The sequence below is a fragment of the Amycolatopsis sp. CA-211722 genome, assembly GCF_056828465.1.
The window spans coordinates 2,603,874-2,629,271 of the sequence record NZ_CP184752.1 but is presented as its reverse complement, the minus strand read 5'-3'; the positions used below and the strand labels follow the sequence as shown (position 1 = coordinate 2,629,271).

Sequence of the window (25,398 nt, the reverse complement as noted above, 5' to 3'; positions counted from 1 at the left end):
CGATGAGCCCGTACCCGAACCTGCTGTCCCCGCTCGATCTCGGCTTCACCACCCTGCGCAACAGGGTGATCATGGGTTCGATGCACACCGGTCTCGAAGACAAGGAAGCGCATTTCCCGCAACTGGCCGAGTACTACGCCGAACGCGCCCGCGGCGGCGTCGGGCTGATCGTCACCGGCGGCTTCGCGCCGAACCGGACCGGCTGGCTCCTGCCGCTGGCGTCGAAGCTCTCGACGCGCGCGGAAGCCAAGGCACATAAGCAACTCACCGACCCGGTGCACGAAGCGGGCGGCAAGATCGCGCTGCAGATCCTGCACGCGGGCCGGTATTCCTATCACCCGCTGAGCGTTTCCGCGTCGGGTATCAAGGCGCCGATCAATCCCTTCAAACCGCGGGCGCTCTCGGGGTACGGCGTGCTGCGCCAGATCCGCGCTTTCGCCGATTGTGCCTTCCTGGCCAAGGAAGCGGGCTACGACGGCGTCGAGATCATGGGGTCGGAGGGCTACTTCATCAACCAGTTCCTCGCCGAGCGGACCAACAAACGCACCGACGAATGGGGCGGCAGCGCGGAAAACCGGCGCCGGATCGCCGTCGAGATCGTGCGCCGCACGCGGGAAGCGGTCGGCGAGGACTTCATCATCATCTACCGGCTGTCCATGCTGGACCTCGTCGAGGGCGGGCAAAGCTGGGAAGACGTCGTCGCTTTGGCCAAGGAGGTCGAAGAGGCGGGCGCGACGATCATCAACACCGGTATCGGCTGGCACGAGGCCCGGGTACCGACGATCGTGACGTCCGTGCCTCGCGCGGCGTTCACCTGGGTGACCGGCAAGCTCAAACCGCACGTCGGGATCCCGGTGGTCACGTCGAACCGGATCAACATGCCCGAGGTCGCCGAGGAGGCGCTGGCCGGCGGCGACGCCGACCTGGTGTCGATGGCGCGGCCGTTCCTCGCCGACCCGGAATGGATCCGCAAGGCCGAGAGCGGGCGCGAGGACGAGATCAACACCTGCATCGCGTGCAACCAGGCCTGCCTCGACCACGCTTTCAAGCGGAAGCTGGTGTCCTGCATGGTGAACCCGCGTGCGGGTCACGAGACCACGCTGACGCTTTCGCCCACCCGCAAGACCAAACGCGTCGCCGTCGTCGGCGCGGGTCCCGCCGGGCTCGCGGCCGCGACCGGCCTCGCCGAACGCGGGCACGCGGTCGAACTCTTCGAAGCCGACGACGAGATCGGTGGCCAGTTCGGGATCGCTCGGAAGATCCCGGGCAAGGAGGAGTTCGCGGAGACCATCCGGTACTACACGCGGCGGTTGGAGGTCACCGGCGTCAAGGTGCGCCTCGGCACGCGCGTCGCCGCCGCCGACCTGGTCGACGCCGGGTTCGACGAGGTCGTCCTGGCCACCGGCGTGACACCGCGGGTGCCGTCGCTGCCCGGTATCGACCACCCCAAGGTTCTGTCCTATGTGGACGTCGTCCGGCACGGGAAGCCGGTGGGCGGCAAGGTCGCCGTGATCGGCGCGGGCGGGATCGGCGTGGACGTCAGCGAGTTCCTGACGCACACCACCTCCCCCGCGCTCGATCTGGACGCGTGGATGGCCGAATGGGGCGTCACCGATCCCGAGCGGGCCGCGGGCGGGCTGACCGAGCGGAAGGTCGAGCCGTCACCGCGGCAGGTGTTCCTGCTGCAGCGCAAGAAGTCCGGGATCGGCGGGGGGCTGGGCAAGACCAGCGGCTGGGTGCACCGGGCCGCGCTGAAGGCCAAACGCGTCGAGCAGCTCACCGGGGTCACCTACGACCGGATCGACGACGACGGCCTGCACATCACCGTCGGTGACCGGCCGCGCGTGCTCGATGTCGACACGGTCGTCGTCTGCGCGGGGCAGGAGCCGGTGCGCGACCTCGTGGACGACCTGCGGGCGGCCGGACTCCCGGTGCACCTGATCGGCGGTGCCGACGTCGCGGCCGAACTGGACGCCAAACGGGCCATCGACCAGGGAACCCGCCTGGCCGCCGTTCTCTGAACTCCTGGCGATGAACCCGCGTTCGCGATCGACGTCGACAGGGCGCTCCCGGAGCATCCATCTCACGAAGTCGGACAGGGCGCCCTGCCGCCGCGATAGCGAGGCCTCGGCCAAGGCGGGTTCACGTGTCGGGCGCTTCGGACATGCGGCTCCAGCTCCGCCCACAAGCTCTGACGAGTGGCCACCTAGATGGCAGGATGAACCCTTGTGCGGGACGTATGCGTGATCGGGCTCGGGTTGATCGGTGGTTCGCTGCTGCGCGCGGCGCATTCGATCGGCCGCACCACGTTCGGGGCGACGACCTCCGAAGCTGACGCGGACGCCGCCAGCAGAGCGGGTTTCGACGTGACGACGCAGGTCGAAGCCGCGCTGGGCAAGGCGGCGGAGCGGGACGCGATGATCGTGCTCGCGGTACCGCTGCCCGCGGTCGAGGAGGTGCTCCGCACCGTTTCCCGGGTCGCCGGGCACTGCGTGCTCACCGACGTGACCAGCGTGAAGGGCCCGGTGCTCGACTCGGTCCGCCGTCGCGCGCCGTACGCGAAGTTCGTCGGCGGGCATCCGATGGCCGGGACGGCGAACTCCGGCTGGAAGGCGAGCAATCCGGCGCTGTTCGGTGGCGCGGCGTGGGTGCTGGGCGTCGAACACGACACCGATCTGACCGCGTGGGCGGAGGTCGCCCAGCTGGTGCTGGACGTCGGCGCGCATGTCGTGCCGCTGCCGGCGGACTCGCACGACGAGACGGTCGCGCGGATCTCGCATCTGCCGCATATCTTCGCGGCCATCCTGGCCACGATCGGCGCGCAGGGCGGGCCGCTGGCGATGTCGCTGGCCGCCGGGTCCTACACGGACGGCACGCGGGTGGCCGGGTCGAGCCCGGCGCTGGTGCGGGCGATGACCGAGGGCAACCGGGACGCGCTGCTGCCCATCGTCGACGAGGCGCTCGGGCGGCTGGGCGCCGCGCGGGGATCGCTGGCGTCGACGGGCGGTCTGGCGGTGACGGTCAACGCGGGTCACGAAGGGGCGCAAGCGTTCGCGGCCGCCAAGGACGCGGAACGCGCCGGGGTCCGGATCAGTCTGGGCGCGCCGGACGCGCGCGACGGTTTGATCGCGCTCGGCGAGCGCGGCGGCCGGATCACCGCGATCGAAGGCGAGACCGCGATCGGCGAGGTCTCCTGACGCGTTTCGTCCTCTGGTTGCGGTCCTTGCGCGTGCAAGTACCGCGTCCAGAGGACGAAATGCGGGGAGTTACTGGCCCTGCGGCGGGTTCTGGGGCTGGGGGTTCTGGGGCGGGTTGTCGGGGGTGTCGTCGAACTTGTTGATGAAGCCCTTCGCCTTCTCGACCCCGGAGTCGATCTGCGAGTCGTGACCGGAGAACTTCGACTTCGCGAAGTCCGCCGCCTTGTCCAGGCCGCCCTCGATCTTGTCGTTGTGCTCGCGGAGAGCGTCGGTGGCCTTGTTCTTCAATTCGTCGAAGTTGATGCCCATGGGCACATCGTCACACAAGAAGCGGCCGGCCCGCCCCGGCGATCACCCGTCGTGGGGACGCTCAGAACGGCCGATCGCCCACGATGGCGACGCGTTCGGCCACCCGCGCGTGCGGGTGGTAGTCGTTGACGGCGTAGTGCTGGGTGGCGCGGTTGTCCCAGAACGCCACCGAACCCGGCCGCCAGGCGAAGCGCACCTGGAACTCCGGGATGTGCGCCCGGCTGAACAGGTACCGCAGGAGCCGGTCGCTCTCGTCGCGGTCCATGCCGACGATGTGCGTCGTGAACGCCTGGTTCACGAAGAGGGTGCGTCGCCCGGTCTCCGGATGTGTGCGGACGACCGGATGCTCGACCGGCGGGAACGCGTCCTGGTGACGCGACAGCAGCTCCGGATCGGAGAAGCGGTCGAAGCCGGGGATGAAGTCGTGCACCGCGGTCGCCCCGTCGATCCGCTCGCGGATGTCGTCCGGCAGGTTGTCGTAGGCGGCGGCCATGTCGGCCCACATCGTGTCGCCGCCGACCGGCGGGACCTCGATCAGCCGCAGCACCGAACCGAGCGCGGGCTCGGGCCGGAACGTGACGTCCACGTGCCAGATGTTCTCGAAGGCGGGCATGCTCGCCGAGCGGGTGAACCGGGTGGTGTCCTCGGTCTCCCCCTTCGGGATGAACGGGTTCGTCTCCAGTTCACCCCAGTTGGCGGCGAACGCGCGCTGATGCGCCGAAGTGATGTCCTGATCGCGGAAGAACAGCACCTTCCACTCCAGCAGCGCGCGGTTCAGCTCGGCGTGGAGAGCGGGCGTCAGCGGCCGGGCGAGGTCGACGCCGCCGATCTCGGCGCCGATCACCCTTCCCAGCGGGCGTAGCGAGAAAAGCTCGTACGGGCGTTCTTCGACGCCCTCCGGCAGGCGCCGCAGCAGCCGCGGCCCTTCGAGGATCCCGCCGTCGGGAACGGTCGCGGGGCGGAGGCGGACACGGTCGGGCAGTTCGATGGACATACGTGCTCCCAGGATTCACCGTCGGATGACTTGGCGAGATGAGGAGCTACGCGGGCGGGGAGCCCAACCGTCCACGGCGCAGGAACAACGCGACGACGCCTTCGCCGGCCGAACGCGTCGGCGCGGACTCCCAGTGGACGGACACGTGGCCATCGTGGGCGCGATTTGGCGCGCGGTCAACGGTGCCCATGAGACGGGACGGGTCATCGCCTCCGCTCGGAGGGGAAGCTCCCCGACCAGGTGTTCCGCTCCTCGCGCGGGCGCAGCGCCTCGGCCAGTACCCACTGCGAATGTGTCGTGCCGCCCCGGCCGACCGGACCGAGCTGGAAGGTGACCCAGCCGACCCAGTGTCCTGTGGTCGTCGCCCGCCACATCCCCAGCAACCCGGGGACCGTTCCGGTCAGATCCAGCCCGTCCGGCAGGCGGGTCTTCACCGCGCCGACGGGGTACACCAGCTTGAGATCGACCCAAACGGGCTGGTTGGGCCGCACCATGCGCAGGTGACGCGGCCCCGGCGGCAGCGTGTCACCAGTGTCGAGCATGGGTCGATTATGCGTGAAAACTCGAACGTCAGTTCGAGATGATGCTCACTCATCCCCCGTACGGGTGGGTGGTCAGGCGCGGCGGTGGTACGGCAGGAACCGGCGGACCAGGCGCAACGGTGCGCGTTCGACGAGGTCGGGGCCGCGCACGGCGTCGAAGGCGGCGCCGATCTGGTCGACGACGCCGGACAGCTGGTCGTTGTCGGGCATCGGCATCTCCGCCGGTTCCCGTTCTTCGCGGACCGCGGCCGCGAGTTCGGCGAGGGCGGCGGTCAGGAGGGCGACGTCGGCGTCGGCCGGGGCGGGGGCACCCCGGCCGAGGGTGACGCCGACCTCGGTGACGGCGTCGGCGACGCGTTCGAGCCCGGCGATCACCGGCCACCACGCGACGGCCTGCCGCCCGGCGGCGGAGGGTTCGACGACGACCTGCTGGAACGCGGTCCGCAGGTCGGCCAGTGCGCGGTAGGCGCGGCGGCGGGCACGAGAACGTTCCAATCGCGCTTCGCCCGACGGCGCGAGCACGAGTCCTTTGTCGACGTACTTCACCAGGCTGTCGAGGCTGTCGGCGAGCCGTCCGCCGACCTGCGGCCGCCGGCTGCCCGGCCAGAGCAGGTAGCCGAAGAGCAGGACGATCGCGCAGCCGAGCACGGTGTCGACGAGGCGTGCGAGTACGACGTCCCAGCTTCCCGTGCTGGCGAGGTCCATCTGCAGGATGATCAGCGGGGTCACGAAGGCGCTGAGGATGCCGTAGTTTCGCACCTTGCCGACCGCGACGCCGCCCGCGAACACGGCGATCAGGAGGACCAGCAGCCAGCCTTCGCCGCCCGCCGCGAGTACGGCCGCGCCGATGCCCACCCCGATCACCGTGCCGATACCGCGCAGCACGGCGCGGCCGAAGACCGAGCCGAAGTCGGGCTTGAGGACGATGCCGACGGTGAGCGTGATCCAGTAGGACCGTTCGAACGGGACGAGCAGCGCGACGACTTCGGCGATCGCGACGCACAACGTGAGGCGCAGCGCGGCGAACCAGGTGAGCGGACCGGAGATCAGCGACCCCGCCCAGCCGCGAAGACGTTTGTGCCACGGCTGGATCTCGCGCCGTTTCCGGTTGTCGCCCTTGCCTATCCGGGCGAGCCCGGCGTAGAGCGCGGCGAGGACCGGGTCGGCGTCTTCGGGTGCCTCGGGTGGCTCCGGCAGGTCCTGGTTCGCGAGTACGGCGGCCGACGTCGCGATGAAGTGGTCGATCACTTCTTCCGGGGCGTGGCGGCCGGCGTTGACCATCGCGACCGACGCCTCGACGGCGGGGGTGCTGGCCGAGAGCAGGTTGAGCAGCTGGCGGTAGGTGGCGTCGCGGCCCGACAGCCAGGATCGCGCGGTGAGCAGCCGGTCGTACGCGGTGTTCATCGCGGTCGTGAGCTGGTGGCGCGCGACGCGGGAGGTGGCTTCGTCGGTCGCGGACAGCATCGCGGCGAGTTCGACGTAGACGTGTGCGACGGCGCCGCGTTCGGGGCTGGTGGCGCGGAAGGTCCAGGTGGCGAGCGCGACGAGCAGGCTCCAGGCGGCGCCCACGCAGAAGTAGCCGAGGAGGACTTCGACGCGCAGGCCGGTGACGTGCTGGCCGGTGCCGAGGACGCAGAAGACGAACATCTGGAGCCCGGCGACCGACGCGTTGCTGCCGGCCGCGCTGATCAGCGCGGACACCGCCGCGACTCCGACGACGACCGGGATGGACGCGGCGGGGATGCCGCCGGTGATCAACCCGGCGAAGTAGCCGAGACCCGCCGCCGCGGTGGCTCCGCCGAGCCGCCGGGCGCGGTAGCGGTACGGGCCCGCGGATTCGGAAAGGACGGTGGGCAGGGCGCCGGTGGAGATGAGCGCGCCGACGCCGATGTCGCCGAGCGCGTAGCCGACGGCCAACGGGATGGCGAGGGCGAGGACGGCGCGGGCGACCATGTTCCACGGAATGGGAACCGGTGTGCTGCGGAGCAGCTGCACCAGCCAATGCGGTGCGGCGATCTCGCGGCGCGGCGTGCTCACGTCCCTATCTTCACTCATGCGACGGTACGGGCGAGGGTGGCACGTTGCGAAAGCCACTTTCACAACGTTGAAGGTTGCGAAAGTGGCTTTCGCAACGTCGCCGGAGGCGGCCCCGTCATCCTCGACCACTTATCCGTGGCGTTCGGAGCGGTTATCGTCGCCGCATGGGCAAGACGTACTCCTTCGAGGTCAACCGGACGAGCAGTGCCCCGCCCGCTTCACTGTTCGCGCTGGAGGCCGATGGTTCCCGGTGGTCGGAATGGGCGAAGCCGGTGGTGTTCCACTCGCGCTGGGCGCGGAAGCCCGACACGGGCGAGGTGGGCGCAGTCCGGGCCGTCGGGCTGTGGCCGGTGTATCTCCACGAAGAGACGCTGGAGTACGAACAGGACCGAAAGCACGTCTACGGCTTCGCGGGTCTCGCGCTGCTGAAGGACTATCGCGCCGAAGTCTCGTTCACGCCGAACGCCTCCGGCGGCACGGACCTGCGCTGGACCGGCCGGTTCACCGAACCGCTGCCCGGCACCGGCGCCGCCGTCCGCACGGCACTGCGCACCGTGATCTCCATCCTGGCCACTCGCCTGGTGAAACACGCGGAACGCACCTGACCCCACCCCCCGCCCTTCCCAAGGGGGGCGACCCCGAGTCCAGTCTACCGGCGATGGGGGCGGGGCAGGGCCGCTCGGCGGAGTTGTCCACAGGTGACGGTGGTTGTGGACAACTCCTGTGGGAACTGAAGGACGCCATAGCCGCATAGGACGCGGCGAAGGGAGCCATCACTGCATCGCGCGCGGCGAAGGGAGCCATCACCCCACCCGGCACGCCGCGAAGGGAGCTTTCACCGCATCGCGCGCGGCGAAGGGAGCCATCACCCCACCCAGCACGCCGCGAAGGGAGCCATCACCCCAGCACGCGCAGCGAGTCAGCCCGCCCCCAGGCACAGGAAGGGACGCCGCAGCGGATCGGCGGCGGTCGCTTCCGCGAGTGCCAAAGCGGGCGCGGTCCCCGAAGCCAGCCGCCGGTGCAGGTCGGACATCGCGGCGGCGGCGGCCTTGTCGCCGACCCGCGCGATCGCGCCGATGACCGTCCGCGAACCACTGGCCAGCAGCGTCCCGGCGAAACCGAGCGCCTCCTCGCCGGGCCGGATGTGACTCATCGCGAGTTCGCAGGCGGCCAGCACCACCCTTTCCGGCGGCTTCGCGAGCCGGGCGGTTTCGTGCGCGTACAACGGGCCGTCGACCAGTTCCAGCCGCGAGAACAGCGCGTTCGCCGGTTCGTGCGCGCCGTGCGCGACCAGATGCGCCATCCCGGAACCGTCCAAAGCGGACAGTACGGTGTCGCTGGTCGCCTCCTTCCCGTCGACGAGCCGGGCCTGCGGGTACACGGTCCGCAGGTTCCGCACCTCACCGACCGAACCCGGCACCCCCGGACCGCCGGCGAGCAGGACCGGGCCGGAGCTCCGCCGCCCCGACGCGCTCACCCAGGCGGTCGCCGACGGCGCGATCGACACCGGATGTCCGTGCAGTGACGGCAAAGCGCCCCACGGCAACGCGTACAGCGAGCCGATCGGCACGATGATCAGCTCGCGGTTCTCCAGCGTCTTCGCCAGAGAAGCCGAGATCAGCTTGTCCAGTTTGTCCGCCCGGCGCCGCGCCGAACCGGTGACGACCTCGACGAGCGGCGCGGGCAGGTTGTCCGGGGCCAGCGCGTCGAGGTCCGCGTGCAGCTGCCGCGCGGTCTCGACGATCTCCGCGAGCGGCCCCAGCTTCAGCAGCCGGAACCGGCCGTGGTCGACCACTACCGCGTACAAGGTGTCGCGATACCCCATCAGGCTGACCAGGACGCGGTCACCGAGCCGCTCCACCACCTCTTCGGGTGTCGAGACCGGACGCGGACGGCCCCATTGGCTGGTGTACCACCCGAGCCGAGTCGCCTCCCGCTGCAGACGGTCGTAGCGCTCCTCGAGCTCCCCGACCGGCTCACCGGACAGCCGCCGCGCCTGGATCGTCCCCTGTACGTGCCGCATCTCGTTGATGTGCCGGGCGAGCGCGGGGTCCTCGATCAGCGGAAGCGGTTCGTAGCGGTACACCTGCGCGCGCGTGCGTTCCAGCCACGCGAACAGGCTCTTCGCGCCGGCACCGCTGCGCCTCGCTTTCTTGAGCACCAACGTGAGCGCGAGTTTTCCCAGTTCCTCACCGTGCGCCGCCGTCCCGCAGACGAGGTCGAGCCCGCCCATGCGGTCGCGGATCTGCCCGAGTTCCGCGAGCCCGGCCCGCGCCTGCGCGAGCGCCGAACGCGGCCGATGCGACGCCACCGCGAGTTCGGCCCGGCACAACCGCAGCTGCATCCGGTGGTCGATCGGCGTGGTCTGCCGTGGTTTCGGTACCTGCGCCAGGAGTTCCTGCGCGGCGACCGTCTCCCCGCGACGGATGAGCAGCCGCACCGCGAACATCCTCGCCGCGCCGGCTTCGTCGCGCAGACCGAGTCCGGCCAGCCGGATGGCGAGATCGGCCAGCCGTTCCGGCAGTTTCGCGGACGGCTTCTTCTCCCGTTCGGCCAGGACTTTCACCGCGTCCGCACGGAGCCTGGTCAGCTCGGCGATCTCCGCCCACCGGCCGTTGCCGCGCCGCAGGAAACTCCGCCGCGCGGACGTCGCGAGCTTCTTCGCGAGGACGTGGTCGCCCTCCAGGATGGCGGCCCCGGCCCGGGCGACCTCGGCTTCGGCGACGAGATGGTGCGCGCCGTTGCCGCGGAGTTCGGGGATGGCCTCGTCGAGATGTCGCGCCGCCTCCTCGGCCAGCCCGGCGGTGAGCAGGGCCTTCGCCTGATCGAGCCGGACGAGCGGCAGCGAACCGGGCCCGTCGGTGACGAAGATCGAGGCCGCCTGCTCGTAATGCCGGAGCGCTTCGGGGATGTCGCCGAGCAACTGGGCGTGATCACCCAGGTTGTGCCGGATCTTCCCTTCGAGCATCCGGTGCCCGTGTTCGACCGCGATGTCGAGCGCGGCGACGAGATCGGCGTGCGCCGCGTCCGGATTGGTCATCTGCAGATGCAGCCAAGCCCGGTTCACCAGGTTGCTCGTCATGAACTGGCTGTGCGCGTCGACGTAGGGCGCGAGGCTGGGGAGCACCGCGTCATAGATCGGGAGCGCCTCGTCGAACCGGCCCGCTCGCATGAGGATGACGCATCGCTGGAGCACGACCGCGAAACGCAGGAACCGGCGAGTTTCCCCTTCGGGCAGGAGCAGGCGTACCCGCTCCGCCTCGCCCAGCCGCGCGAATCCGTCCTCTTGGGACGTGGTCTCCGCTTCCGCGGCCGCGAGACTGACCAGGATCCGGACCCGGATCTCCAACCGTTCGGGACGATCCTCGTCGACCGGCCCGAGCCGGGACAGTCCACGCCGCAACAACCTGATCGCCGCGCCGGGCCCGTGATCGGAGGCCGCCACCCTGGCCCGGCGGTGCAGATCGGCTGCCGACTCGGCTAGGGAATCGACGTCAGGAAGCTGCACGGGCACACGCACTATGGGAGCACACCCGCGCCGCATAACGGAACAGCCGTCCGGTTACAGCACCACTGTCGGGGTCACGACGGTCCGGCGACAGGTCACGTCGCCGAGGTGGATCACGATCTGGGTGGTGCCCTGGGGGACGTTGTCCAGCACGAACCGGCCTCCTTCGTCGGCGGTGGTGGAACTCGTGCCGTGCTCGGCGACGCGAACCTCCACTCCGTACTCGCCGGCGGGCACGAGCCAGCCGTCGATCCGGTGCTTCTTGCCGATCTTGGTCAGGTTGATCATCACGGTCAGATCGCTGACGGTGAAGGTGATCGTGCCGGTGTCGCTGCCGCGCACGCCCGCCGTGGCGTCCATCCGTTCCCAGCGGGCGACCTCGACGTCGAGGTTTTCGAGCGCGAGCGCGAACTGAACCCGCTGCACCAGGTCTCCCGGTGGCGGGTCCAATTCGTCCATGAAGCGCCCGATGTCGGCGAGCAAGGCCTCATCGCCCGGGGAGGTCATCTCCCCCGGCGTCCCGAGGTCGTTCATCGGCTTCCCCCTTCGTGGGCCAGCAGGTCGCGCATCGATTCGAGGCAACGGCCCCTGGTCGGGCCGACACTTCCGCGCGGCATACGGAGTGCTTCGGCGACCAGTTGGTATTCGGCCCGCCCGGCGAGCACGGTCAGCCGGAGGAGCTGCTGACAGCGGTGCGGCAGCCGGAGGAAGGCGCGCCAGACCCGGCGATCCCGGTCGGCGCGGACGGCTTCCTCCTCGGGAGCCGGATGGGTGCTCTCCATGTTCTCGGCCACCTCGTCGGTCAGCGGGACAGGCTGAGCGCGGCGGCCGAAGGGATGCTGGGCCTCACGCCTGGTGGTGGTGATCAACCAGGCGGCGAGTGCTTTGGGGTCCCGAAGTTTTTCGAGTTGGCTGAAGAGGGCCAGCCACACCGTCTGGACCACGTCCTCGGCGGTCAGGCGGTCGAGCCCGTTCGCGCGCGCGACATGCCACACGAGCGGGGTCAGCTCGTGCACAAGTCTGTCCATCGCCTGGCGGTCACCGGCCCGCGCCGCGCGCATGCAGGCGGCATGCAGGTCGGCACCGGTCAGTCCTTCCCATGGCGGGTCTACCTCGGTCGTTTGCACGTCGGTCACCGTATCTGCCCCACTTCGGACGTGTCTTCGTGTCGGCGCTGGCAGTATCGCGGGCCCTTCGGGGAGAAGGAGCGTGCAAGAGGCTCTGGGATACATCAAGTCACTAACTTTTTTGTCGAGTTTCGGTCGTCCCCCTCGGTCTGGGGTGCGGGGACAAAGGCACCGGCCGGCGCGAGTAGGTGTGGACTGCGCACCGGCCGGTCCTTTTTTCCCTCCCCCCGGGCCCGCTCCCCAACGGGCCCGCGTCCGGGCGTCCCCCTCCCCCGAAGGAGCACCCGGAGGCAATGCCCGGAGGCCCCCTCGGCCTCCGGACATCACCTGTCTGTGTTCGATCAGTTCGATTTCGGCGGGTTGCCGAGCGGGTCCCAGTTGCCGTCCGGGCTGGTGCCGGGGCGAGGCGGGACCGGCGCCGTGATCGGCTTCGGCTTCGGAGTCGGCTCTTCGAGGTCTTCGGTGGCCACGGCCTCGTCGTCGACGGGTGCGGTGTTGGTCTCGGTCGTCATCGGGTGTCCCTCATTTCCTCGACTGCTCCATAGGACGCAACGAGGCTGCCACCAGATACACGCAGAGCCAGCTTTTTCATGGAAATTTCTTAATCTGTGGCATGCGAGTGACCTGATCAGCGCTTTTACCGCGAAATGGTGTCGCTGAGTAGCCGCCGGCTCACGTCCGCGAGTTGTTCGGCCCAGCGCCGGTAGCCCTCGGGGCCGGGGTGGAAACGGTCTTCGGCGAAGGTCGCCGGGTCCAGCATCGCGGCGGGCATCGGGACGTGGACGACGCCGGGCAGCAGCGCCAGCCGCGCGGCCGCGGCGTCGAGGACGGCCGACCGGGCGCCGAGGACGTCCCGCAGCGGACGCGGCAGCGAGGGGAACCGCCCCATCGGCGGGACACCCGCGAGCACCACCGGGACCAGGCCCACCCGGCGCCGCACCGCGACGACGAGGTCGAGCAGGTCACGCCGGTAGCGCGTGGCCGAATGCAGTTCGATCGTGTCGTTGACGCCGAGTGCGATCACCACGAGGTCGGCGGGTTCGAGCAGCGGCAGCAGTTCCTCGCGCGCCACGCGGGCGTTGGCGCCGGTCTTGCCGATGGCCTGCCAGGCGACCGCGCGGCCGCCCCGCGCGAGTTCGTCCGCGAGCCGTCCGGTCAGCGCTTCGGCGTGCGTGGCCGCGCCGACGCCGTCCACGGTGGACTCGCCGAGCACCGCGAGCCGCACCGGGCGGCCGTCGCCCTTCACGAGGCCGGCGACCGGCCCCTCGGCGCCGGGCAGTCTCGGCGTCGTGCGGCGCACCCGGACGGCTTGCGCGAGCAGGATCGGGGCGAGCACCACCGCACGGCTGATCACCCCGCGACTCTACTTCCGCGTTTCGTCCTCTGAACGCGATCGTTGCGCACGCAACAACCGCAACGAGAGGACGAAACGCGGGGGTGTCAGCCGTGGGCGATCGAGACCGTCTGCCGGACGAGCGAGTCGTCGGCGGCCGCGCGGAGCAGGTAGTCGGCGACGTCGGCGCGATTGATGCTGTAACTCCCGCGCACGTTGCCGTCGGTGCGGGCGGCGATCGCGCCGGTGTGCGGCCCGTTCAGCAGGCGCGGCGGACGCACGATCGTCCAGTCGAGGTCGCTCGCGCGCACGATCCGCTCGGCGGCGACCATGTCCGCGAAGGCGTGCCGGAGGACCCTGCCCAGGATCGGCTTGACGATGTTCCTGGTGAAGAAGCCGTCGCCGTCCACGAACGGGCCGCTGGCGCTCACCAGCAGCAGCCTCCGCGTGCCCGCCGAGCCGAGCGCGGCGACCGCGGCGTGCGCCCCGTCGGTGACGATGGTCGTCGGGTTGCGGTCGCGGGCGCCCAGCGCCGAGATCACCACGTCGCGCCCGGACACCGCCTCGGTCAACGCGCCGTGCTCGGACAACTGGGCGACGACGACCTCCAGCAGTTCCCCTTCGGCGTGCAGGCGGGACGGGTCGCGGACGACCGCCGTGACGTGGTGCCCCGCGGCCAGCGCCTGCTTGACGACTTCGGAGCCGACCCCGCCCGTGGCACCGAGAACAGTGAGCTTCATGGTCACGCCTTCCTGGGTTAGTGAACACTCACCCACTATGGTGAGTGTTCACCCACCACTTGTCGAGCGAACGCTGAGAAGCCCTCAGGAGCGAACATGGGAAGCCGCGAGGAGATCGTCGCCGCGGCGGCGAAGGTGATGCGCGAGCAGGGCTACGCGCACGCCACGACGAAGGCCATCGCACGGGCGGCCGGCTACTCCGAGGCGTTGCTGTACAAGCACTTCAAGGACAAGACCGAGATCTTCATGAGCGTGCTCACCGAGCGGCTGCCCGCGCTCGGGACGACGCTGGACGAGCTGATGAGTTCCGCGGCGGACGCGCCGCTCGTGGAGAATCTGGCCCGGCTGGCGCGGATCACGCTGGCGTTCTACCTGGAGAGCTTCCCGATCTCGGTGTCACTGTTCTCCTCCCGGGAGCTGCTCGCGACCCATCGGGAACGCGTCATGAGCCGGGCGGGCGGGCCGGACCTCCCACTGGTACGCCTGTCCGCGTACTTGGGCGAAGAGGTCCGGCTCGGCAGGGTCCGCGAGGACGCGGATCTGGACGCGGCGGCGTCACTCCTGCTCGGGGCCTGTTTCCAGTACGCGTTCCTGGCGTCCTTCGAGGACCGCGAGCCGTCCGCGGAGGAGCTGGACGGGTGGGCGAGAAGGCTGGCCGGCACGCTCGTGGTCGCGGTGGCCTCGTGAGTGGCGATTCGCGTGACGGGCAAGTCTGGTCCACTGTGCCGTGAAGGCCACATACGCATCAGCAGTCACGGCGACCGCGGGTGAACTCGACCTTCACGCCTATCCCAAGTACATGAAGGCCCCCTTCATTGCGCCTGGCGCAATGAAGGGGGCCTTCACGTACTTGCACGCGACCAACGCCGCCGGAACATCGTGGTCGCGGTGGCCTCGTGAGTGGCTAGGACGGTTAGAACCGTCCTAGCCACTCACGAGGCCCAGCACCTACTTGCCCTTCGCGGCCCGCATCTCGTGCCACTTCGCGTACATGTCGTTGAGCTCCTTGATCATGAAGCTCAGGAAGTCCCGCATCTCCGCGACCCGCTCACCCGCCGGTGTGTCCGCGCCCAGCGCCGAAACGCCCTCGTCCGCCGCGTCCCGCCACATGGTGATCATGCGGTCGCGCTTCATGAAGGTGGCGTACCAGAGGTCGTCGAAGAGCCGGTAGTGGTCGCGGCGCGAGCCGGGTTCGCGTTCCTTGGCGACCAGGCCGATCTGCTCCAGGTACCGCACGGCTCCGGAGATCGCGGCCGGGCTCACCGAGAGCTGGTCGGCCAGCTCGGCCGCGGTGAGCCGGCCGGCGTCGGTGGTCATCAGCGCGGCGAACACCCTGGCGGGCATCCGCTGCATCCCGATCTGGGAGAGCGTGAGGCCCAGGTGCTCCACGTAACGGCGGACGGCGTCCTCGTCTCTCTGGGTGCTCGAAGCACTCTCAGGCGTCGTCGTCATGGGCACATCCTCTCCTACCTTCCCCAGAGTGATCACACCATCCATACGTTTTCTTAACTTCACAACTTCGTGAAATCACTGTACCTTCAGACGCATGGAAAACGCCATCTCCATCTCCGGCCTCCACAAATCCTTCGGCCGGACCAAGGCCTTGGACGGCCTTGACCTGCGGGTACCCGCTGGGGAGGTGCACGGCTTCCTCGGCCCGAACGGCGCGGGGAAGTCGACCACCGTCCGGGTCCTGCTCGGCCTGCTCCACGCGGACTCGGGGGACGTCCGCCTGCTCGGCGGCGACCCCTGGAAGGACGCGGCGAGCCTGCACCGGCGCCTCGCCTACGTCCCCGGCGACGTGAACCTCTGGCCCAACCTGTCCGGCGGCGAGGTGATCGATCTGCTGGGGCGGTTGCGGGGCGGCCTCGATCAGCGCCGCCGCAAGGACCTGATCGAGCGGTTCGACCTCGACCCCAGGAAGAAGGGCCGCACCTACTCCAAGGGCAACCGGCAGAAGGTCGCGATCGTGGCCGCGCTGGCCTCGCGTGTCGACCTGCTGATCCTGGACGAGCCGACCTCCGGCCTCGACCCGCTGATGGAAGCCACCTTCCAGTACGCGATCCAGGAGGAACGCGAGCAGGGCCGCACGGTGCTGCTGTCGAGCCATATCCTCGCCGAGGTCGAGGCGCTCTGCGACAAGGTCAGCATCATCCGGAACGGGCGCACCGTCGAGACCGGCACACTGGCCGAACTCCGGCACCTCACCAGGACGTCGATCTCGGCCGAACTGGCGGGTCCGCCGAACGGCCTCACCGAACTGCGGAACATCCACGACCTCAAGGTCGAGGGCAACCGCGTCCGTTTCGACGTCGAAACCCGCTCCCTCGACGACGCCCTGCGCCAGCTCACCCAGGTCGGCGTCCGCAGCCTGACCAGCCAGCCGCCGACGCTCGAAGAGCTGTTCCTCCGTCACTACACCACCGAAGCGAGCGCGAAATGACCGCGACGCTGGACCGTCCCGTGGCCGCCGGACCGGCGCATGGACTGGTCGGCACCTGGCAGCTGACCAGGCTGGCGCTGCGGCGGGACCGGATCGTCCTGCCGATCTGGATCGTCCTGCTCGGGATCATGCCTTCGACGTCGTCGGGGACGTTCGAAACGCTGTATCCGACGGCCGCCGAACGGGCCGGCCTCACCGCGAGCATGGGCGCGAACCCGTCGCTTTCGCTGATCTACGGCCCCGCCTTCGATCTTTCGACCGCGGGCGGGTTCACCGCGTGGCGGCTCGGCGGGTTCCTCGCCCTGATCGCCGGGCTGATGGCGGTCTTCACCGTCACCCGGCACACCCGCGCCGAGGAGGACTCCGGCCGCGCGGAACTGCTGGCCTCCGCGGTGGTCGGCCGGTACGCCCTGCTGACCGCGGGCGTGCTGGTGTCCGCCGGCGCGAGTGTCCTCATCGGACTCGTCGAGACCGGGCTGATGATCGGCGCGAAACTGCCCGTCTCCGGCTCGCTCGCGCTCGGCGCCGCCACCACGGCGACCGGGCTGGTCTTCACGGCGATCGCGGCGGTGGCCGTCCAGGTCGCCGAGTATTCGAGGACGGCCAACGGGATCGGCGCCACCGCCGTCGGGGCCGCGTTCCTGCTGCGCGCCGTCGGCGACTCGACCTCGGACGCGACCTGGGTCTCCTGGCTTTCCCCGATCGGGTGGGCGCAGCGGATCCGGCCGTTCGCCGATGAGCGCTGGTGGGTCTTCCTGCTGCCGCTGGCCGCGACCGTGGTCGTCGGCGCAGCCGGGTACGCGCTGCTTCCGCGGCGCGACGTCGGCACCGGCATCGTCCCGCCTCGCCCCGGCCCCGCCCAAGCGGCGGCGTCGCTGCGCAGCCCGTTCGCGTTGGCGTGGCGGCTGCACCGGGGCCCGTTGATCGGCTGGCTGATCGGCACGGCGGTCTGCGCCGCGGTGTTCGGCTCGGTGGCGAGCGGCATCGGGGACGTCGTCGGGGAAAGCCAGCAGGCGAAGGAGATCTTCACCCGGCTGGGCGGCACGGACGCGCTGATCGACGCCTTCATGGCCGCCATGGCGGGCCTGTTCGCCATGGTCGTCGCGCTCTACGGCGTGCAGTCCGCGTTGCGGCTCCGCGCCGAGGAGACCGCGGTGCGGGTCGAGCCGCTGCTCGCGACGAGCGTGGGCAGGCTGCGGCTCTTGGGGAGCCACCTGGTGTTCACGTTCGGCGGCACGGCGCTGATGATGGTGCTCAGCGGTGTCCTTTTAGGACTGTCGAACGGGATGCGGGCCGGCAGTGTCTCCGACGCGATCGGGGACATGGTGCTCGCTTCGCTGGCACAGCTTCCGGCGGTATGGGTGATCACCGGCCTCGCCGTGACACTTTTCGGCCTGGCGCCGAAGTTCTCGACGGCGGCGTGGGCGATCGCCGGGCTGGCGTTGCTGCTCAGCCTGTTCGGCCCGGTGCTGAACCTGCCGCAGGCGGTCGTCGACGCCTCACCGTTCTCGCACGTACCGAAACTGCCCGCCGCGGAGTTCACCGCGACACCGCTGGTCTGGCTGACCGGGGTCGCCGTGGTCGCGCTCGTGGCCGGGCTCATGGGCTGGCGGCGTCGCGACGTCGGCTAGCCACAGGGGAAAACCGTGAAGGCCGTCCGACGGGGTGGACGGCCTTCACGGTACTTGCCGTACTTCGCCGCCGGACGTCACGACCAGCTTCGCGACCGGCTCGCCGCCTCCGCACGCTTTGCTCACCGGATAGGCGAGCGCCGGGGTCACGTCGAGGGTGTAGGGCTGTCCGTCGTCGAGGGTCACCGTGGTCCGGACCGGCGTGGTCGGCAGGCCCCGGGTCGGGATGAAGACGTGCTCGCCGCCGGGCGCGGACTCGGTCACGCAGGTACCGGCCCAGCACAACTCCAGCGACACGCGGGTGGCTTCCGGTGGGACGTCGAGGGAGATCCCCTCCTGCAGGCCGATGGCCGCACAGGCCTCCTCGCCGGAATGGCACGCGGCCAAGGTCGCGAGCAGGAGCAGGCAAACAGGCGCTCTTCGCATACCTGGACAGACGACGCGAAGGGCCGCCCGGGTTGCCTCAGTCGCTGCGGAACCCGGTGGTCGTGGACGGCGGCAGCTCCGTCGAAGTGGGAGATGGCGTCACGGTCTTGGTCACCGTGCGCGGCGCCGGTGTACTGGTGCGGGTGACGACGAGCGGTTCCGGCGCGCTGCCCGGCACGGTCACCGTGACCGGCCCGACCGAACGGGACGTCGTGACCGGCGACGGGGTCGTGCCGACTTCGTAGACGCGGCGCTGCGGCTCGCGGCCTGCCACCAGAAGGGCGGCGACGAGCAGCCCGGTCGCGAGGCCGGCGATGGCCGCGACCGTGACGGAACCCTGGCTCGACATCCGGCACCCCTCAGTAAGCACTGTCATACGAAGCGCAGGTACGAGGACTACTCGTGTCGATCTTACGTTTCGTTACGTTGCGTGCGCAATCCGTCGACAACGATCCGCGCGAGATGGCGTTCTTCGAGCGAATACCGTTCCGCGGCCAGGCATCCGGCGATCAGGGCGCGCAGGTCGTCGCCGTCGATGTCCTCGCGGACCGCGCCCGCGGCCTGCGCCCTGGTCAGTAACGCCTGCGACGCGGACCGGAAGTCGTTGCCCGCGCTCGCTTTGAAACCCAGCCCGGTCGTCTCGGCGAGCGCGTCGCAGAGGGCCCGGTTGCGTGACGCCTGCTGGACGACGCGGTTGAAAAAGCCGAAGAACGCTTCACCGGGGTCTTCGGCGGCCAGCAGTTCGCGCGCTTCCCCCGCGAACTGCTCCAGCCGGTCCACCACGACGGCCTGGAAAAGCGCTTCCTTGCTGGGGAAATGCCGGTAGACCGTGCCCGCGCCGACACCGGCGATCCGGGCGATCTCGTCGAGGGGGACGGCGAGGCCGTCGACGGCGAAGGCCTCTTCGGCGGCCGCGAGCACCTTCGCTCGGTTGCGGCGCGCGTCGGCGCGCAGCACGGGCTTGTCCACTGTTCCCTCCTCGAACCGGGTCCGGCGTTCCGATTCAACGCCGCCTGCGACGAGGGCATTCCTCAATGCACCGCGGTCTGCGTCCCGTCCGGCGTGAGCAGCCCTTGGACCGTGGTGAAGAGGTACTCCCAGACGCCCGGGATCAGCACCACCGCGGCGACCGCGAACACCGGGAAGATCAGCCGGTTCTCCACCTTCTTGCCGGTGCGGAACCGCAGCGGTTTCGGCGGCCGGATCTCGTACCAGGTCTCGCCGGCGATCGGGATCGGGAACAGGAACGGGCAGCCGGACTCGGTCAGCGCGTCGCCGAGGCAGTGCACGAAACACCCGGCCGCGACGGCGACGCCGAGCCAGCCGGAGATCTCCGCGAGTTGCGCCGCCTTGTCCGGCGGGGCGGTCCACACCCACCAGGCGACCGCAGCGCCGCTGACCGGCAGGAGCCAGTCGCCGAGCGCGCCTTCGGCGAGCAGCAGGCCGAGGACGACGACGCCGAACACCGCCCACGGGCCGCCCTCGGCGGTGCCCCAGGAGGTCAGGAAGCCGAGACCGACGGCGAACAGCACGGTGTGCGAGAGATGCCGGTGCTTACCGGTGACCTTCTCGTCCCGTGGTCCCTTGGTCAGCGCGTACAGCGCCGCCGAAACCCGGCGGAGCAGCCAAGAGATCGCGCCGGTGAACCAGCCGAGCAGCTTCGACGCGCGAGCGCCCGGGTGGTCGAGGTCGGGAAGGAGGGCGAAGCCGGCCGTGGTCGCGGCGAACACGACCGCTTGATGCACCGTCCCCGCTCCGACGACGGGCGCGAGCGCGAGACCCGCGCACCATCCGGTCAGGGCATGCGTCCGCCCCATCATCGTGCTGCCCCCAGGTGTCGCGGATCACGAGCCCACGACCGTATCGGGGGATCAGGCGGGGGGCTCCTCCGACACGCTGAGGTGCTCGGCGACGCCGGTGAGCTCGATCACTCGGCTGACCTGCGGGCTGGGCACCAGTTCGAGCTCGACCTCCTTCTCGGCGGCCTGACGCTGTGCCTGGAGCACCACGTTCAGCGCCGAGGAGTCGAAGAACGTCACACCGGTCAGGTCGGCGACCACGCGACCGGACGGTTTGTCCGTGATCAGGGCCCCGAGGGTCTCCTGAAGCTGCGGGCTCGTCAGCAGGTCGAGCTCACCGGTGACCACCACACGCGGTTCAGACGCGTCGGCGTCCAGCGTGATGCTGAAACCGGGCGGCGTGGTGTTCTGGTCCGCTGCGGGCATGCACATTCTCCTCATCAGGTGAGAACCGACGCTCAGCGCCGGAACGCGCCTGTGGTCTCAAGCGACGGCCGCGCCCAGTCCGGACACGGACGCACGCTCTTCTTCGGCGGGTAGGCGTGGCTGTCCCCGCAACGACAGTCCCAACCCTAACCCAGTACGGACGGGGCGCCACGATCGCCGTCGCGCGCGTCGCCGACCGGTGCTCCGGGCGCGCTCAATGCGCGGTCAACGCCTTGCGCCCGGCGCGGCGTTCGCGGAGGAAGAGCTCGCGGCGCTCGATCTCGCCCAGCCCGCCCCAGATGCCGTACGGCTCCTGCACGGCGAGCGCGTGCTTGCGGCACTGCGCCAGCACGGGGCAGGTGTGGCAGATGGCCTTGGCCCGCGATTCGCGCCGCTCGCGAGCCGAACCGCGCTCGTTGTCCGTGTGGAAGAACAAGCTGCTGTCGGCGCCTCGGCACGACCCACGGAGCTGCCAGTCCCACTCTTCCGCCACCACGTTCGGCAGCCGGCTCACGTCAGCCATGTCGGTCCCCGCCTTCCCAGGAGATCGTTTGTCGCCGGTTACATGCCCGCCCCCTGCACGGCTCAAACGTGGGTTTGGTTTGCTCACACCCAGGGCATCTGACCGATCGGCAGTGCAGCTGGAGAGAGGAACACACGTGGTGGACAACACCCCGCCCGGCGGGGAGGGCGCTCAACTCATCGAGGTACGCACGGCCGCGGTACCGCACGTGGTGCCGACTCTCCGGACGATCGTCGCGGACATCGCGATGCGCCAGGACTTCGACCTGGACGCGGTCGAGGATCTCCGGATGGCGGTGGACGAGGCCTGCTCCATGCTGCTCCCCTCGGCCGCCGACGGGCACCTGACATGCGTCTTCTCGTGGAAGGACGGGCGGATCGAGGTGACCGTCTCGGTGCTTTCGGATTCTCCGGAACCCGACGACGAGACCGGTCTGTCCTGGCAACTGCTGACCGCGCTGGCGACGTCCGCGCGACGGAGTGTCACCCCGGCCGACGGCGGCTACCTGTCCAGGGTGGAGCTCATCCGGGAGAGCGAGGCGGCCCGGCCGTGACCGAACCCGTCGAGCAAGACGGCGCGGACGTTCCGGCCCTGTTCGAGCGCATGTGCGCGCTGCCGCAGGACTCCCCCGAGCGCGAGACGCTGCGGGACGAATTGGTGCGCGCGCATCTCGAACTCGCGCGCAACCTGGCGCGCAAGTTCCGCAACCGGGACGAGTCGATGGAGGACCTGGTCCAGATCGCGACGATCGGGCTGATCCACGCCGTCGACCGGTTCGACCCCGGCCAGGGCAGCGACTTCCTGGCCTTCGCGGTGCCCACCATCTCCGGCGAACTGCGGCATCACTTCCGGGACAACAGCTGGTCGGTGCGGGTGCCGCGGCGGCTCAAGGAACTGAACGCGAACATCTCGGCCGTGCGCGAGGAGCTGACGGTGCGGCTCTCCCGGGCGCCCAAGCCCAGTGAGATCGCCGAGCACCTCGGTGTCCCCATCGACGAGGTCTACGAGGGTCTCCGTGCCGGCCAGGGCCGGTACGGCGCCTCGCTGGACAACCTCCTGGAGAACTCCGCGCACACCCGCTTCGGCGAGGCCGACGCCAATCTGAGCCAGGCGGAGCTGCGCGAGGCGCTGCGGCCGATGCTGGAACGGCTGCCCGACCGTGAACGCAAGATCGTCGCGTTGCGGTTCGGGTCCGGGATGAGCCAGTCGGATATCGCGCGCCGTGTCGGTGTTTCCCAGATGCAGGTGTCGAGACTGCTGGCCGCCACGCTCAAGAAACTGCGTGAAGGACTGACCGAGACCGAACTCACCGACGGAGTCTGATTCGACCACGCCCCTTGTGGGTATCAGGGAGGCGAACGGCCGATCTGGGAGTCTCTCGTGAAGGGAGGTGCGGAACCATGACGATGTCCAGGACGCGATCGGAGGGCTCGTTGCCGGTGGTCTCCCTCCCTCTGCCGGTCGATGTGACGGCGCCCGCCGTCGCGCGGCAAGCGGTGCGAGCGACACTGGCGGACTTCGGCCTCGACGGCCCCGCGGTCGACGACGTTCTCCTGGCGACCTCCGAGCTCGTCACGAACGCCTTCGAGCACGGGGAGAAGCCGGACAGGCTCGAAGTCGAGTATTCCGACGGAAGGCTCACCCTGCGGGTCTTCGATTCCGGGACGAACCGGCCGAAGCTGAAGGAGCCGTCACCGATGGCGGCGCGCAGCCGCGGTCTCCAGCTGGTGCACGCGTTGTCCGACGACTGGGGCCACGAGCTCTGCTCCGGCGGGAAGTACGTCTGGGCCGTGTTCAGTCTCGACCGGGCCGACGCGTCAGCTTGAGCGCGGCGTCCGTTTCGGCGATGCGTTCCCGGAGCGATTTCCGCTCCAAGGCCTCGACGGCGGCGACCAGCACCTCCCTGAGCGGGTACGGCAGTTCGGCTTCCAGCTGCGCGGCCGCGGCGCTGGTCGCCGCCCATTCCGCCTCGAGCGTCGGCATCAGCCGCTGTGTCTTTTCGGTCAGCGAGACGATCCGCTGCCGGGCGTCGGTCCCTGGCCGCAGCGAGACGAGGTCCTGACGCGCCATCTGCGCGATCGTCTGGCTGGCCGCGGAATGGGTCACGCCGACTTCGGCGGCGAGGTCGCGGATGGGCAGCGGCCCGTGGGTGACGATCGCGCGGACGAACGGCGTGAACCGCGGGCGGTAGTCGCCCAGCCCGATGTCCTCGAAGAACGCGGCGACGTCCGCCTCGGTCACGTCGAGGACGTGCCTGAGCAAAGTGCCCATCCCTCGTTCGCGCGGCGGCCTCCCCACCAGCGGATCATAACGACATAATCGCCGGATGACGCCCGAAGAGCTGCTGACGACCACCCGGACCGTCCGCAAACGACTGGACCTGACCCGGCCGGTGCCTCTCGAACTGGTCAAACACGCCCTGCAGGTGGCGCTGCAGGCGCCGAGCGGATCGAACACCCAGCGCTGGCACTGGCTCGTGATCACCGATCCCGGGCAGCGGGCCGAGCTCGGGAAGCTGTATCAGCGGGCGTGCCGCGAGTACCTCGACTCCCCGCGGGCGGCGGGGAAGCTGTTCGCGGACGACCCGGAGCGGTCGAAGGTGCAGAAGCGCGTCGGCTCCAGCGTCGAGTACCTGGCCGACAAGATGGGCGAGGTGCCCGTGCACGTCGTCCCGTGCCTGGAGACGAACAGCGCCGAGCTGCCCGCCGGCAACCAGGCCGGCCTGTGGGGGAACCTGCTGCCCGCGGTGTGGAGCTACATGCTCGCGGCGCGCGCCGTCACGCTCGGCACCGCGTGGACGACGCTGCACCTCGCGTACGAGAAGGAGGCCGCGGAGATCCTCGGCCTGCCGGAGAACGTGCACCAGGCCGCGCTCATCCCGACGGCGTTCTACACCGGCGACACCTTCAAGCCCGCCGCGCGTCAGCCGCTCGACGACGTCATGCGGCTGGACCGTTGGTGAGGTAGGACTCCAGCCGGTCCGCCAGTTCCTGGGGACGGCTCAAGGGCACGGAGTGGGAGCCGTCGATCTCGTCGGGGGCGAAACCGAGCCTGTCCTGGACGACCCGGCGCTGGAACTCGGGCGGGAAGAAGCGATCGTCGCGCCCGATGAGCACCTTCGTCGGGACGTCCGGCCACTCGTCCAGCGGCCACGGCTGTCCCCATTCGGCGCTGACCTGGTTCCGGGCGTGCGAGCCCGCCTCCGCGACGATGCCGGCTGGGACGCCGTTGTAGAACTTCTCCTCGTCGGTGAGGTCCTCGGCGTCCTCGAAACCCGTGTTGCCCCACCAATCCCCCGGTGTCTCGCCCGGTTTCGGGATCATCGGGGTCAGCATCACGAGCAGCCGCGCCGAAAGCTTCCCGGCGACGATCGGCGCGGTGAAACCGCCGTAGGAATGCCCCAGCACCACCAGGTCCCGGCGGTCTCCGACCGCGTTCACCACCGCGTCGACATGCTCCGGGAACCCGGCCTTCTCGTCGTCGATCGGCAGGTCGACCGCGACGACGTCATGCCCGCGGCCGGTCAGCTCCGCCTCCAGGAGGTGGAAGTCCCAGGCGCTGCCGCCACCGCCATGGATCAGTACGAAGGTCGCCATGGCCCCAGCCAACCCGAAGCCGGGCGGATCAGCAACGACCGAGCATGTCGCCGAGCGCGCTCTTCTCGGCGATGGTGATCGTGAGGCCGTAGTAGTGCTTCACGGTGATCCAGTCGGTGGCGTAGGTGCACCAGAACGAGACGAGCGGCGGCTTCCACTGGTCCGGCGCCTTGTCGCTCTTCTCCTGGTTGACGTTGTCGGTGACGGCGAACAGCTGCGGCCGGGTCAGGTCGTTCGCGAACTGGCGCCGCTTCTCGTCGGTCCACGACTTCGCGCCGCTGACCCAGCTCTGCGCGAGCGGGACCATGTGGTCGATGTCGACGTCGGTCGGCTTCGTCCAGGTCTCCCCGTCGTAGATGCTCGTCCAGCTGCCGGAGGTCGGGGCGCAGTCGGAACCGGCCTTGACGTCCTTGCCGTCACGTTTGAGCACGAACTCGCGGGTGTTGCAGTTGTTCCCCTGGTTGTCCCAGTGCGGGTACTTCTTGCGGTCGTAGCCGTCCATCGAGCCGCGCGGCGCGACCGTGAGCTCGTCCAGCTGCTTGCGCGCGTCGGCGGCGCTCGCGGGGTTCGCGGGCTTCGGCTGCAACGCGTCGCCCTTGCCGCTCACGAACCAGAACACCGCGAGCACGACGGCGGCGAGGGTGATCAGCAGGAGCAGCCGCTGAGCCGTGGTCATCTGGCTGGTACGCGTTGCCACCGCGCGGTTCCTCTCGACGGGGTTGGGGAGCGCCCGAGTATCACCTCGCGGCGCGAGGGAACCTGGTGCG

30 protein-coding genes are annotated in these 25,398 nt (G+C 69.9%); 10 read left to right on the top strand and 20 right to left on the bottom strand.

Going from position 1 to position 25,398, the window contains the following annotated elements:
• Positions 1–2 precede the first annotated feature (2 nt).
• Entirely contained in the window at positions 3–2,021 is a 2,019-nt protein-coding gene (locus ACOCEP_RS12910) for an oxidoreductase (protein WP_482337433.1), read from the top strand.
• Positions 2,022–2,243: 222 nt separating this feature from the next.
• Positions 2,244–3,197: a prephenate dehydrogenase gene (locus tag ACOCEP_RS12905; protein ID WP_482337432.1), complete on the top strand. Its 954-nt coding sequence runs from the start codon at positions 2,244–2,246 to the stop codon at positions 3,195–3,197.
• A 69-nt stretch (positions 3,198–3,266) separates the two neighbouring features.
• Here the strand turns inward: ACOCEP_RS12905 and ACOCEP_RS12900 are convergent, their stop codons facing one another.
• The 4 genes from ACOCEP_RS12900 to ACOCEP_RS12885 all read right to left on the bottom strand — a co-directional run bounded on the left by ACOCEP_RS12900 (position 3,267) and on the right by ACOCEP_RS12885 (position 7,079).
• Positions 3,267–3,506, bottom strand: coding sequence for an antitoxin (locus ACOCEP_RS12900; RefSeq protein WP_482337431.1), 240 nt, complete (start codon positions 3,504–3,506; stop codon positions 3,267–3,269).
• A 61-nt stretch (positions 3,507–3,567) separates the two neighbouring features.
• Positions 3,568–4,500, bottom strand: a complete 933-nt coding sequence (locus ACOCEP_RS12895; RefSeq protein WP_482337430.1) for a TauD/TfdA dioxygenase family protein — start codon at positions 4,498–4,500, stop codon at positions 3,568–3,570.
• Positions 4,501–4,703: 203 nt separating this feature from the next.
• Positions 4,704–5,042: a hypothetical protein gene (locus tag ACOCEP_RS12890; protein WP_482337429.1), complete on the bottom strand. Its 339-nt coding sequence runs from the start codon at positions 5,040–5,042 to the stop codon at positions 4,704–4,706.
• 72 nt (positions 5,043–5,114) lie between these two features.
• Entirely contained in the window at positions 5,115–7,079 is a 1,965-nt protein-coding gene (locus ACOCEP_RS12885; RefSeq protein WP_482337428.1) for an FUSC family protein, read from the bottom strand.
• 164 nt (positions 7,080–7,243) lie between these two features.
• Here ACOCEP_RS12885 and ACOCEP_RS12880 point away from each other — a divergent pair, with 164 nt between their 5' ends.
• Positions 7,244–7,684 carry an SRPBCC family protein gene (locus ACOCEP_RS12880; RefSeq protein WP_482337427.1) on the top strand — a complete coding sequence of 147 codons (441 nt, stop codon included), beginning with the start codon at positions 7,244–7,246 and terminating at the stop codon, positions 7,682–7,684.
• A gap of 314 nt (positions 7,685–7,998) precedes the next feature.
• On the opposite strand, the gene ACOCEP_RS12875 is transcribed toward ACOCEP_RS12880, so the two are convergent.
• The 6 genes from ACOCEP_RS12875 to ACOCEP_RS12850 form a co-directional block, all read right to left on the bottom strand.
• A complete protein-coding gene (locus ACOCEP_RS12875; RefSeq protein WP_482337426.1) occupies positions 7,999–10,599 on the bottom strand; it encodes a CHAT domain-containing protein in 2,601 nt (866 codons plus the stop codon).
• Between the two features lie 42 nt (positions 10,600–10,641).
• Positions 10,642–11,121 (bottom strand): hypothetical protein, encoded by a 480-nt coding sequence (locus ACOCEP_RS12870; protein WP_007030725.1) that lies wholly within the window; start codon positions 11,119–11,121, stop codon positions 10,642–10,644.
• Positions 11,118–11,723 carry an RNA polymerase sigma factor gene (locus ACOCEP_RS12865; RefSeq protein WP_034319901.1) on the bottom strand — a complete coding sequence of 202 codons (606 nt, stop codon included), beginning with the start codon at positions 11,721–11,723 and terminating at the stop codon, positions 11,118–11,120. Before ACOCEP_RS12865 ends, ACOCEP_RS12870 begins: the two co-directional genes overlap by 4 nt.
• Positions 11,724–12,055: 332 nt before the next feature.
• Positions 12,056–12,226 carry a hypothetical protein gene (locus ACOCEP_RS12860; protein ID WP_482337425.1) on the bottom strand — a complete coding sequence of 57 codons (171 nt, stop codon included), beginning with the start codon at positions 12,224–12,226 and terminating at the stop codon, positions 12,056–12,058.
• 125 nt (positions 12,227–12,351) lie between these two features.
• Positions 12,352–13,068: an SGNH/GDSL hydrolase family protein gene (locus tag ACOCEP_RS12855; RefSeq protein WP_482337424.1), complete on the bottom strand. Its 717-nt coding sequence runs from the start codon at positions 13,066–13,068 to the stop codon at positions 12,352–12,354.
• An 86-nt stretch (positions 13,069–13,154) separates the two neighbouring features.
• Complete coding sequence (locus ACOCEP_RS12850) at positions 13,155–13,787, bottom strand: NAD(P)-dependent oxidoreductase (RefSeq protein ID WP_482337423.1); 633 nt, start codon at positions 13,785–13,787, stop codon at positions 13,155–13,157.
• A gap of 96 nt (positions 13,788–13,883) precedes the next feature.
• Between ACOCEP_RS12850 and ACOCEP_RS12845 the strand changes: the two genes are divergently transcribed.
• Positions 13,884–14,474 carry a TetR/AcrR family transcriptional regulator gene (locus ACOCEP_RS12845; protein WP_482337422.1) on the top strand — a complete coding sequence of 197 codons (591 nt, stop codon included), beginning with the start codon at positions 13,884–13,886 and terminating at the stop codon, positions 14,472–14,474.
• A 261-nt stretch (positions 14,475–14,735) separates the two neighbouring features.
• Here ACOCEP_RS12845 and ACOCEP_RS12840 read toward each other — a convergent pair whose 3' ends face one another.
• The gene (locus tag ACOCEP_RS12840; protein WP_482337421.1) at positions 14,736–15,239 is read right to left on the bottom strand and encodes a GbsR/MarR family transcriptional regulator; all 504 of its coding nucleotides are present in this window, start codon (positions 15,237–15,239) and stop codon (positions 14,736–14,738) included.
• 94 nt (positions 15,240–15,333) lie between these two features.
• On the opposite strand from ACOCEP_RS12840, the gene ACOCEP_RS12835 reads away from it, so the two are divergent.
• On the top strand, positions 15,334–16,230 hold the full coding sequence (locus ACOCEP_RS12835; protein ID WP_482337420.1) for an ABC transporter ATP-binding protein: 897 nt from the start codon (positions 15,334–15,336) through the stop codon (positions 16,228–16,230).
• Complete coding sequence (locus ACOCEP_RS12830) at positions 16,227–17,861, top strand: ABC transporter permease (RefSeq protein WP_482337419.1); 1,635 nt, start codon at positions 16,227–16,229, stop codon at positions 17,859–17,861. Before ACOCEP_RS12835 ends, ACOCEP_RS12830 begins: the two co-directional genes overlap by 4 nt.
• Positions 17,862–17,906: 45 nt before the next feature.
• On the opposite strand, the gene ACOCEP_RS12825 is transcribed toward ACOCEP_RS12830, so the two are convergent.
• The 6 genes from ACOCEP_RS12825 to ACOCEP_RS12800 all read right to left on the bottom strand — a co-directional run bounded on the left by ACOCEP_RS12825 (position 17,907) and on the right by ACOCEP_RS12800 (position 21,035).
• Complete coding sequence (locus tag ACOCEP_RS12825; protein ID WP_482337418.1) at positions 17,907–18,287, bottom strand: hypothetical protein; 381 nt, start codon at positions 18,285–18,287, stop codon at positions 17,907–17,909.
• A 37-nt stretch (positions 18,288–18,324) separates the two neighbouring features.
• On the bottom strand, positions 18,325–18,636 hold the full coding sequence (locus ACOCEP_RS12820; protein ID WP_482337417.1) for a hypothetical protein: 312 nt from the start codon (positions 18,634–18,636) through the stop codon (positions 18,325–18,327).
• A 62-nt stretch (positions 18,637–18,698) separates the two neighbouring features.
• Positions 18,699–19,256: a TetR/AcrR family transcriptional regulator gene (locus ACOCEP_RS12815; RefSeq protein WP_482337416.1), complete on the bottom strand. Its 558-nt coding sequence runs from the start codon at positions 19,254–19,256 to the stop codon at positions 18,699–18,701.
• A 62-nt stretch (positions 19,257–19,318) separates the two neighbouring features.
• Entirely contained in the window at positions 19,319–20,104 is a 786-nt protein-coding gene (locus tag ACOCEP_RS12810; RefSeq protein ID WP_482339705.1) for a metal-dependent hydrolase, read from the bottom strand.
• A 54-nt stretch (positions 20,105–20,158) separates the two neighbouring features.
• Entirely contained in the window at positions 20,159–20,512 is a 354-nt protein-coding gene (locus ACOCEP_RS12805; RefSeq protein WP_126732363.1) for an STAS domain-containing protein, read from the bottom strand.
• Positions 20,513–20,726: 214 nt separating this feature from the next.
• A complete protein-coding gene (locus ACOCEP_RS12800) occupies positions 20,727–21,035 on the bottom strand; it encodes a WhiB family transcriptional regulator (protein WP_016330769.1) in 309 nt (102 codons plus the stop codon).
• A 136-nt stretch (positions 21,036–21,171) separates the two neighbouring features.
• On the opposite strand from ACOCEP_RS12800, the gene ACOCEP_RS12795 reads away from it, so the two are divergent.
• The 3 genes from ACOCEP_RS12795 to ACOCEP_RS12785 all read left to right on the top strand — a co-directional run bounded on the left by ACOCEP_RS12795 (position 21,172) and on the right by ACOCEP_RS12785 (position 22,861).
• Positions 21,172–21,588, top strand: a complete 417-nt coding sequence (locus ACOCEP_RS12795; RefSeq protein WP_016330768.1) for an ATP-binding protein — start codon at positions 21,172–21,174, stop codon at positions 21,586–21,588.
• Entirely contained in the window at positions 21,585–22,358 is a 774-nt protein-coding gene (locus ACOCEP_RS12790; RefSeq protein WP_482337415.1) for a SigB/SigF/SigG family RNA polymerase sigma factor, read from the top strand. The genes ACOCEP_RS12795 and ACOCEP_RS12790 overlap by 4 nt, the downstream gene beginning before the upstream one ends.
• Positions 22,359–22,435: 77 nt before the next feature.
• Positions 22,436–22,861, top strand: a complete 426-nt coding sequence (locus tag ACOCEP_RS12785; protein WP_482337414.1) for an ATP-binding protein — start codon at positions 22,436–22,438, stop codon at positions 22,859–22,861.
• On the opposite strand, the gene ACOCEP_RS12780 is transcribed toward ACOCEP_RS12785, so the two are convergent.
• On the bottom strand, positions 22,830–23,306 hold the full coding sequence (locus tag ACOCEP_RS12780) for a MarR family transcriptional regulator (protein ID WP_482339704.1): 477 nt from the start codon (positions 23,304–23,306) through the stop codon (positions 22,830–22,832). The genes ACOCEP_RS12785 and ACOCEP_RS12780 overlap by 32 nt on opposite strands.
• A 55-nt stretch (positions 23,307–23,361) precedes the next feature.
• On the opposite strand from ACOCEP_RS12780, the gene ACOCEP_RS12775 reads away from it, so the two are divergent.
• Positions 23,362–23,997, top strand: coding sequence for a nitroreductase family protein (locus ACOCEP_RS12775; RefSeq protein ID WP_482337413.1), 636 nt, complete (start codon positions 23,362–23,364; stop codon positions 23,995–23,997).
• On the opposite strand, the gene ACOCEP_RS12770 is transcribed toward ACOCEP_RS12775, so the two are convergent.
• Both ACOCEP_RS12770 and ACOCEP_RS12765 read right to left on the bottom strand, forming a co-directional pair.
• On the bottom strand, positions 23,975–24,631 hold the full coding sequence (locus ACOCEP_RS12770) for an alpha/beta fold hydrolase (protein ID WP_482337412.1): 657 nt from the start codon (positions 24,629–24,631) through the stop codon (positions 23,975–23,977). The two genes, ACOCEP_RS12775 and ACOCEP_RS12770, sit on opposite strands and share 23 nt — an antisense overlap.
• Before the next feature lie 28 nt (positions 24,632–24,659).
• Positions 24,660–25,328, bottom strand: a complete 669-nt coding sequence (locus ACOCEP_RS12765) for an HNH endonuclease family protein (protein WP_482337411.1) — start codon at positions 25,326–25,328, stop codon at positions 24,660–24,662.
• Positions 25,329–25,398 lie beyond the last annotated feature (70 nt).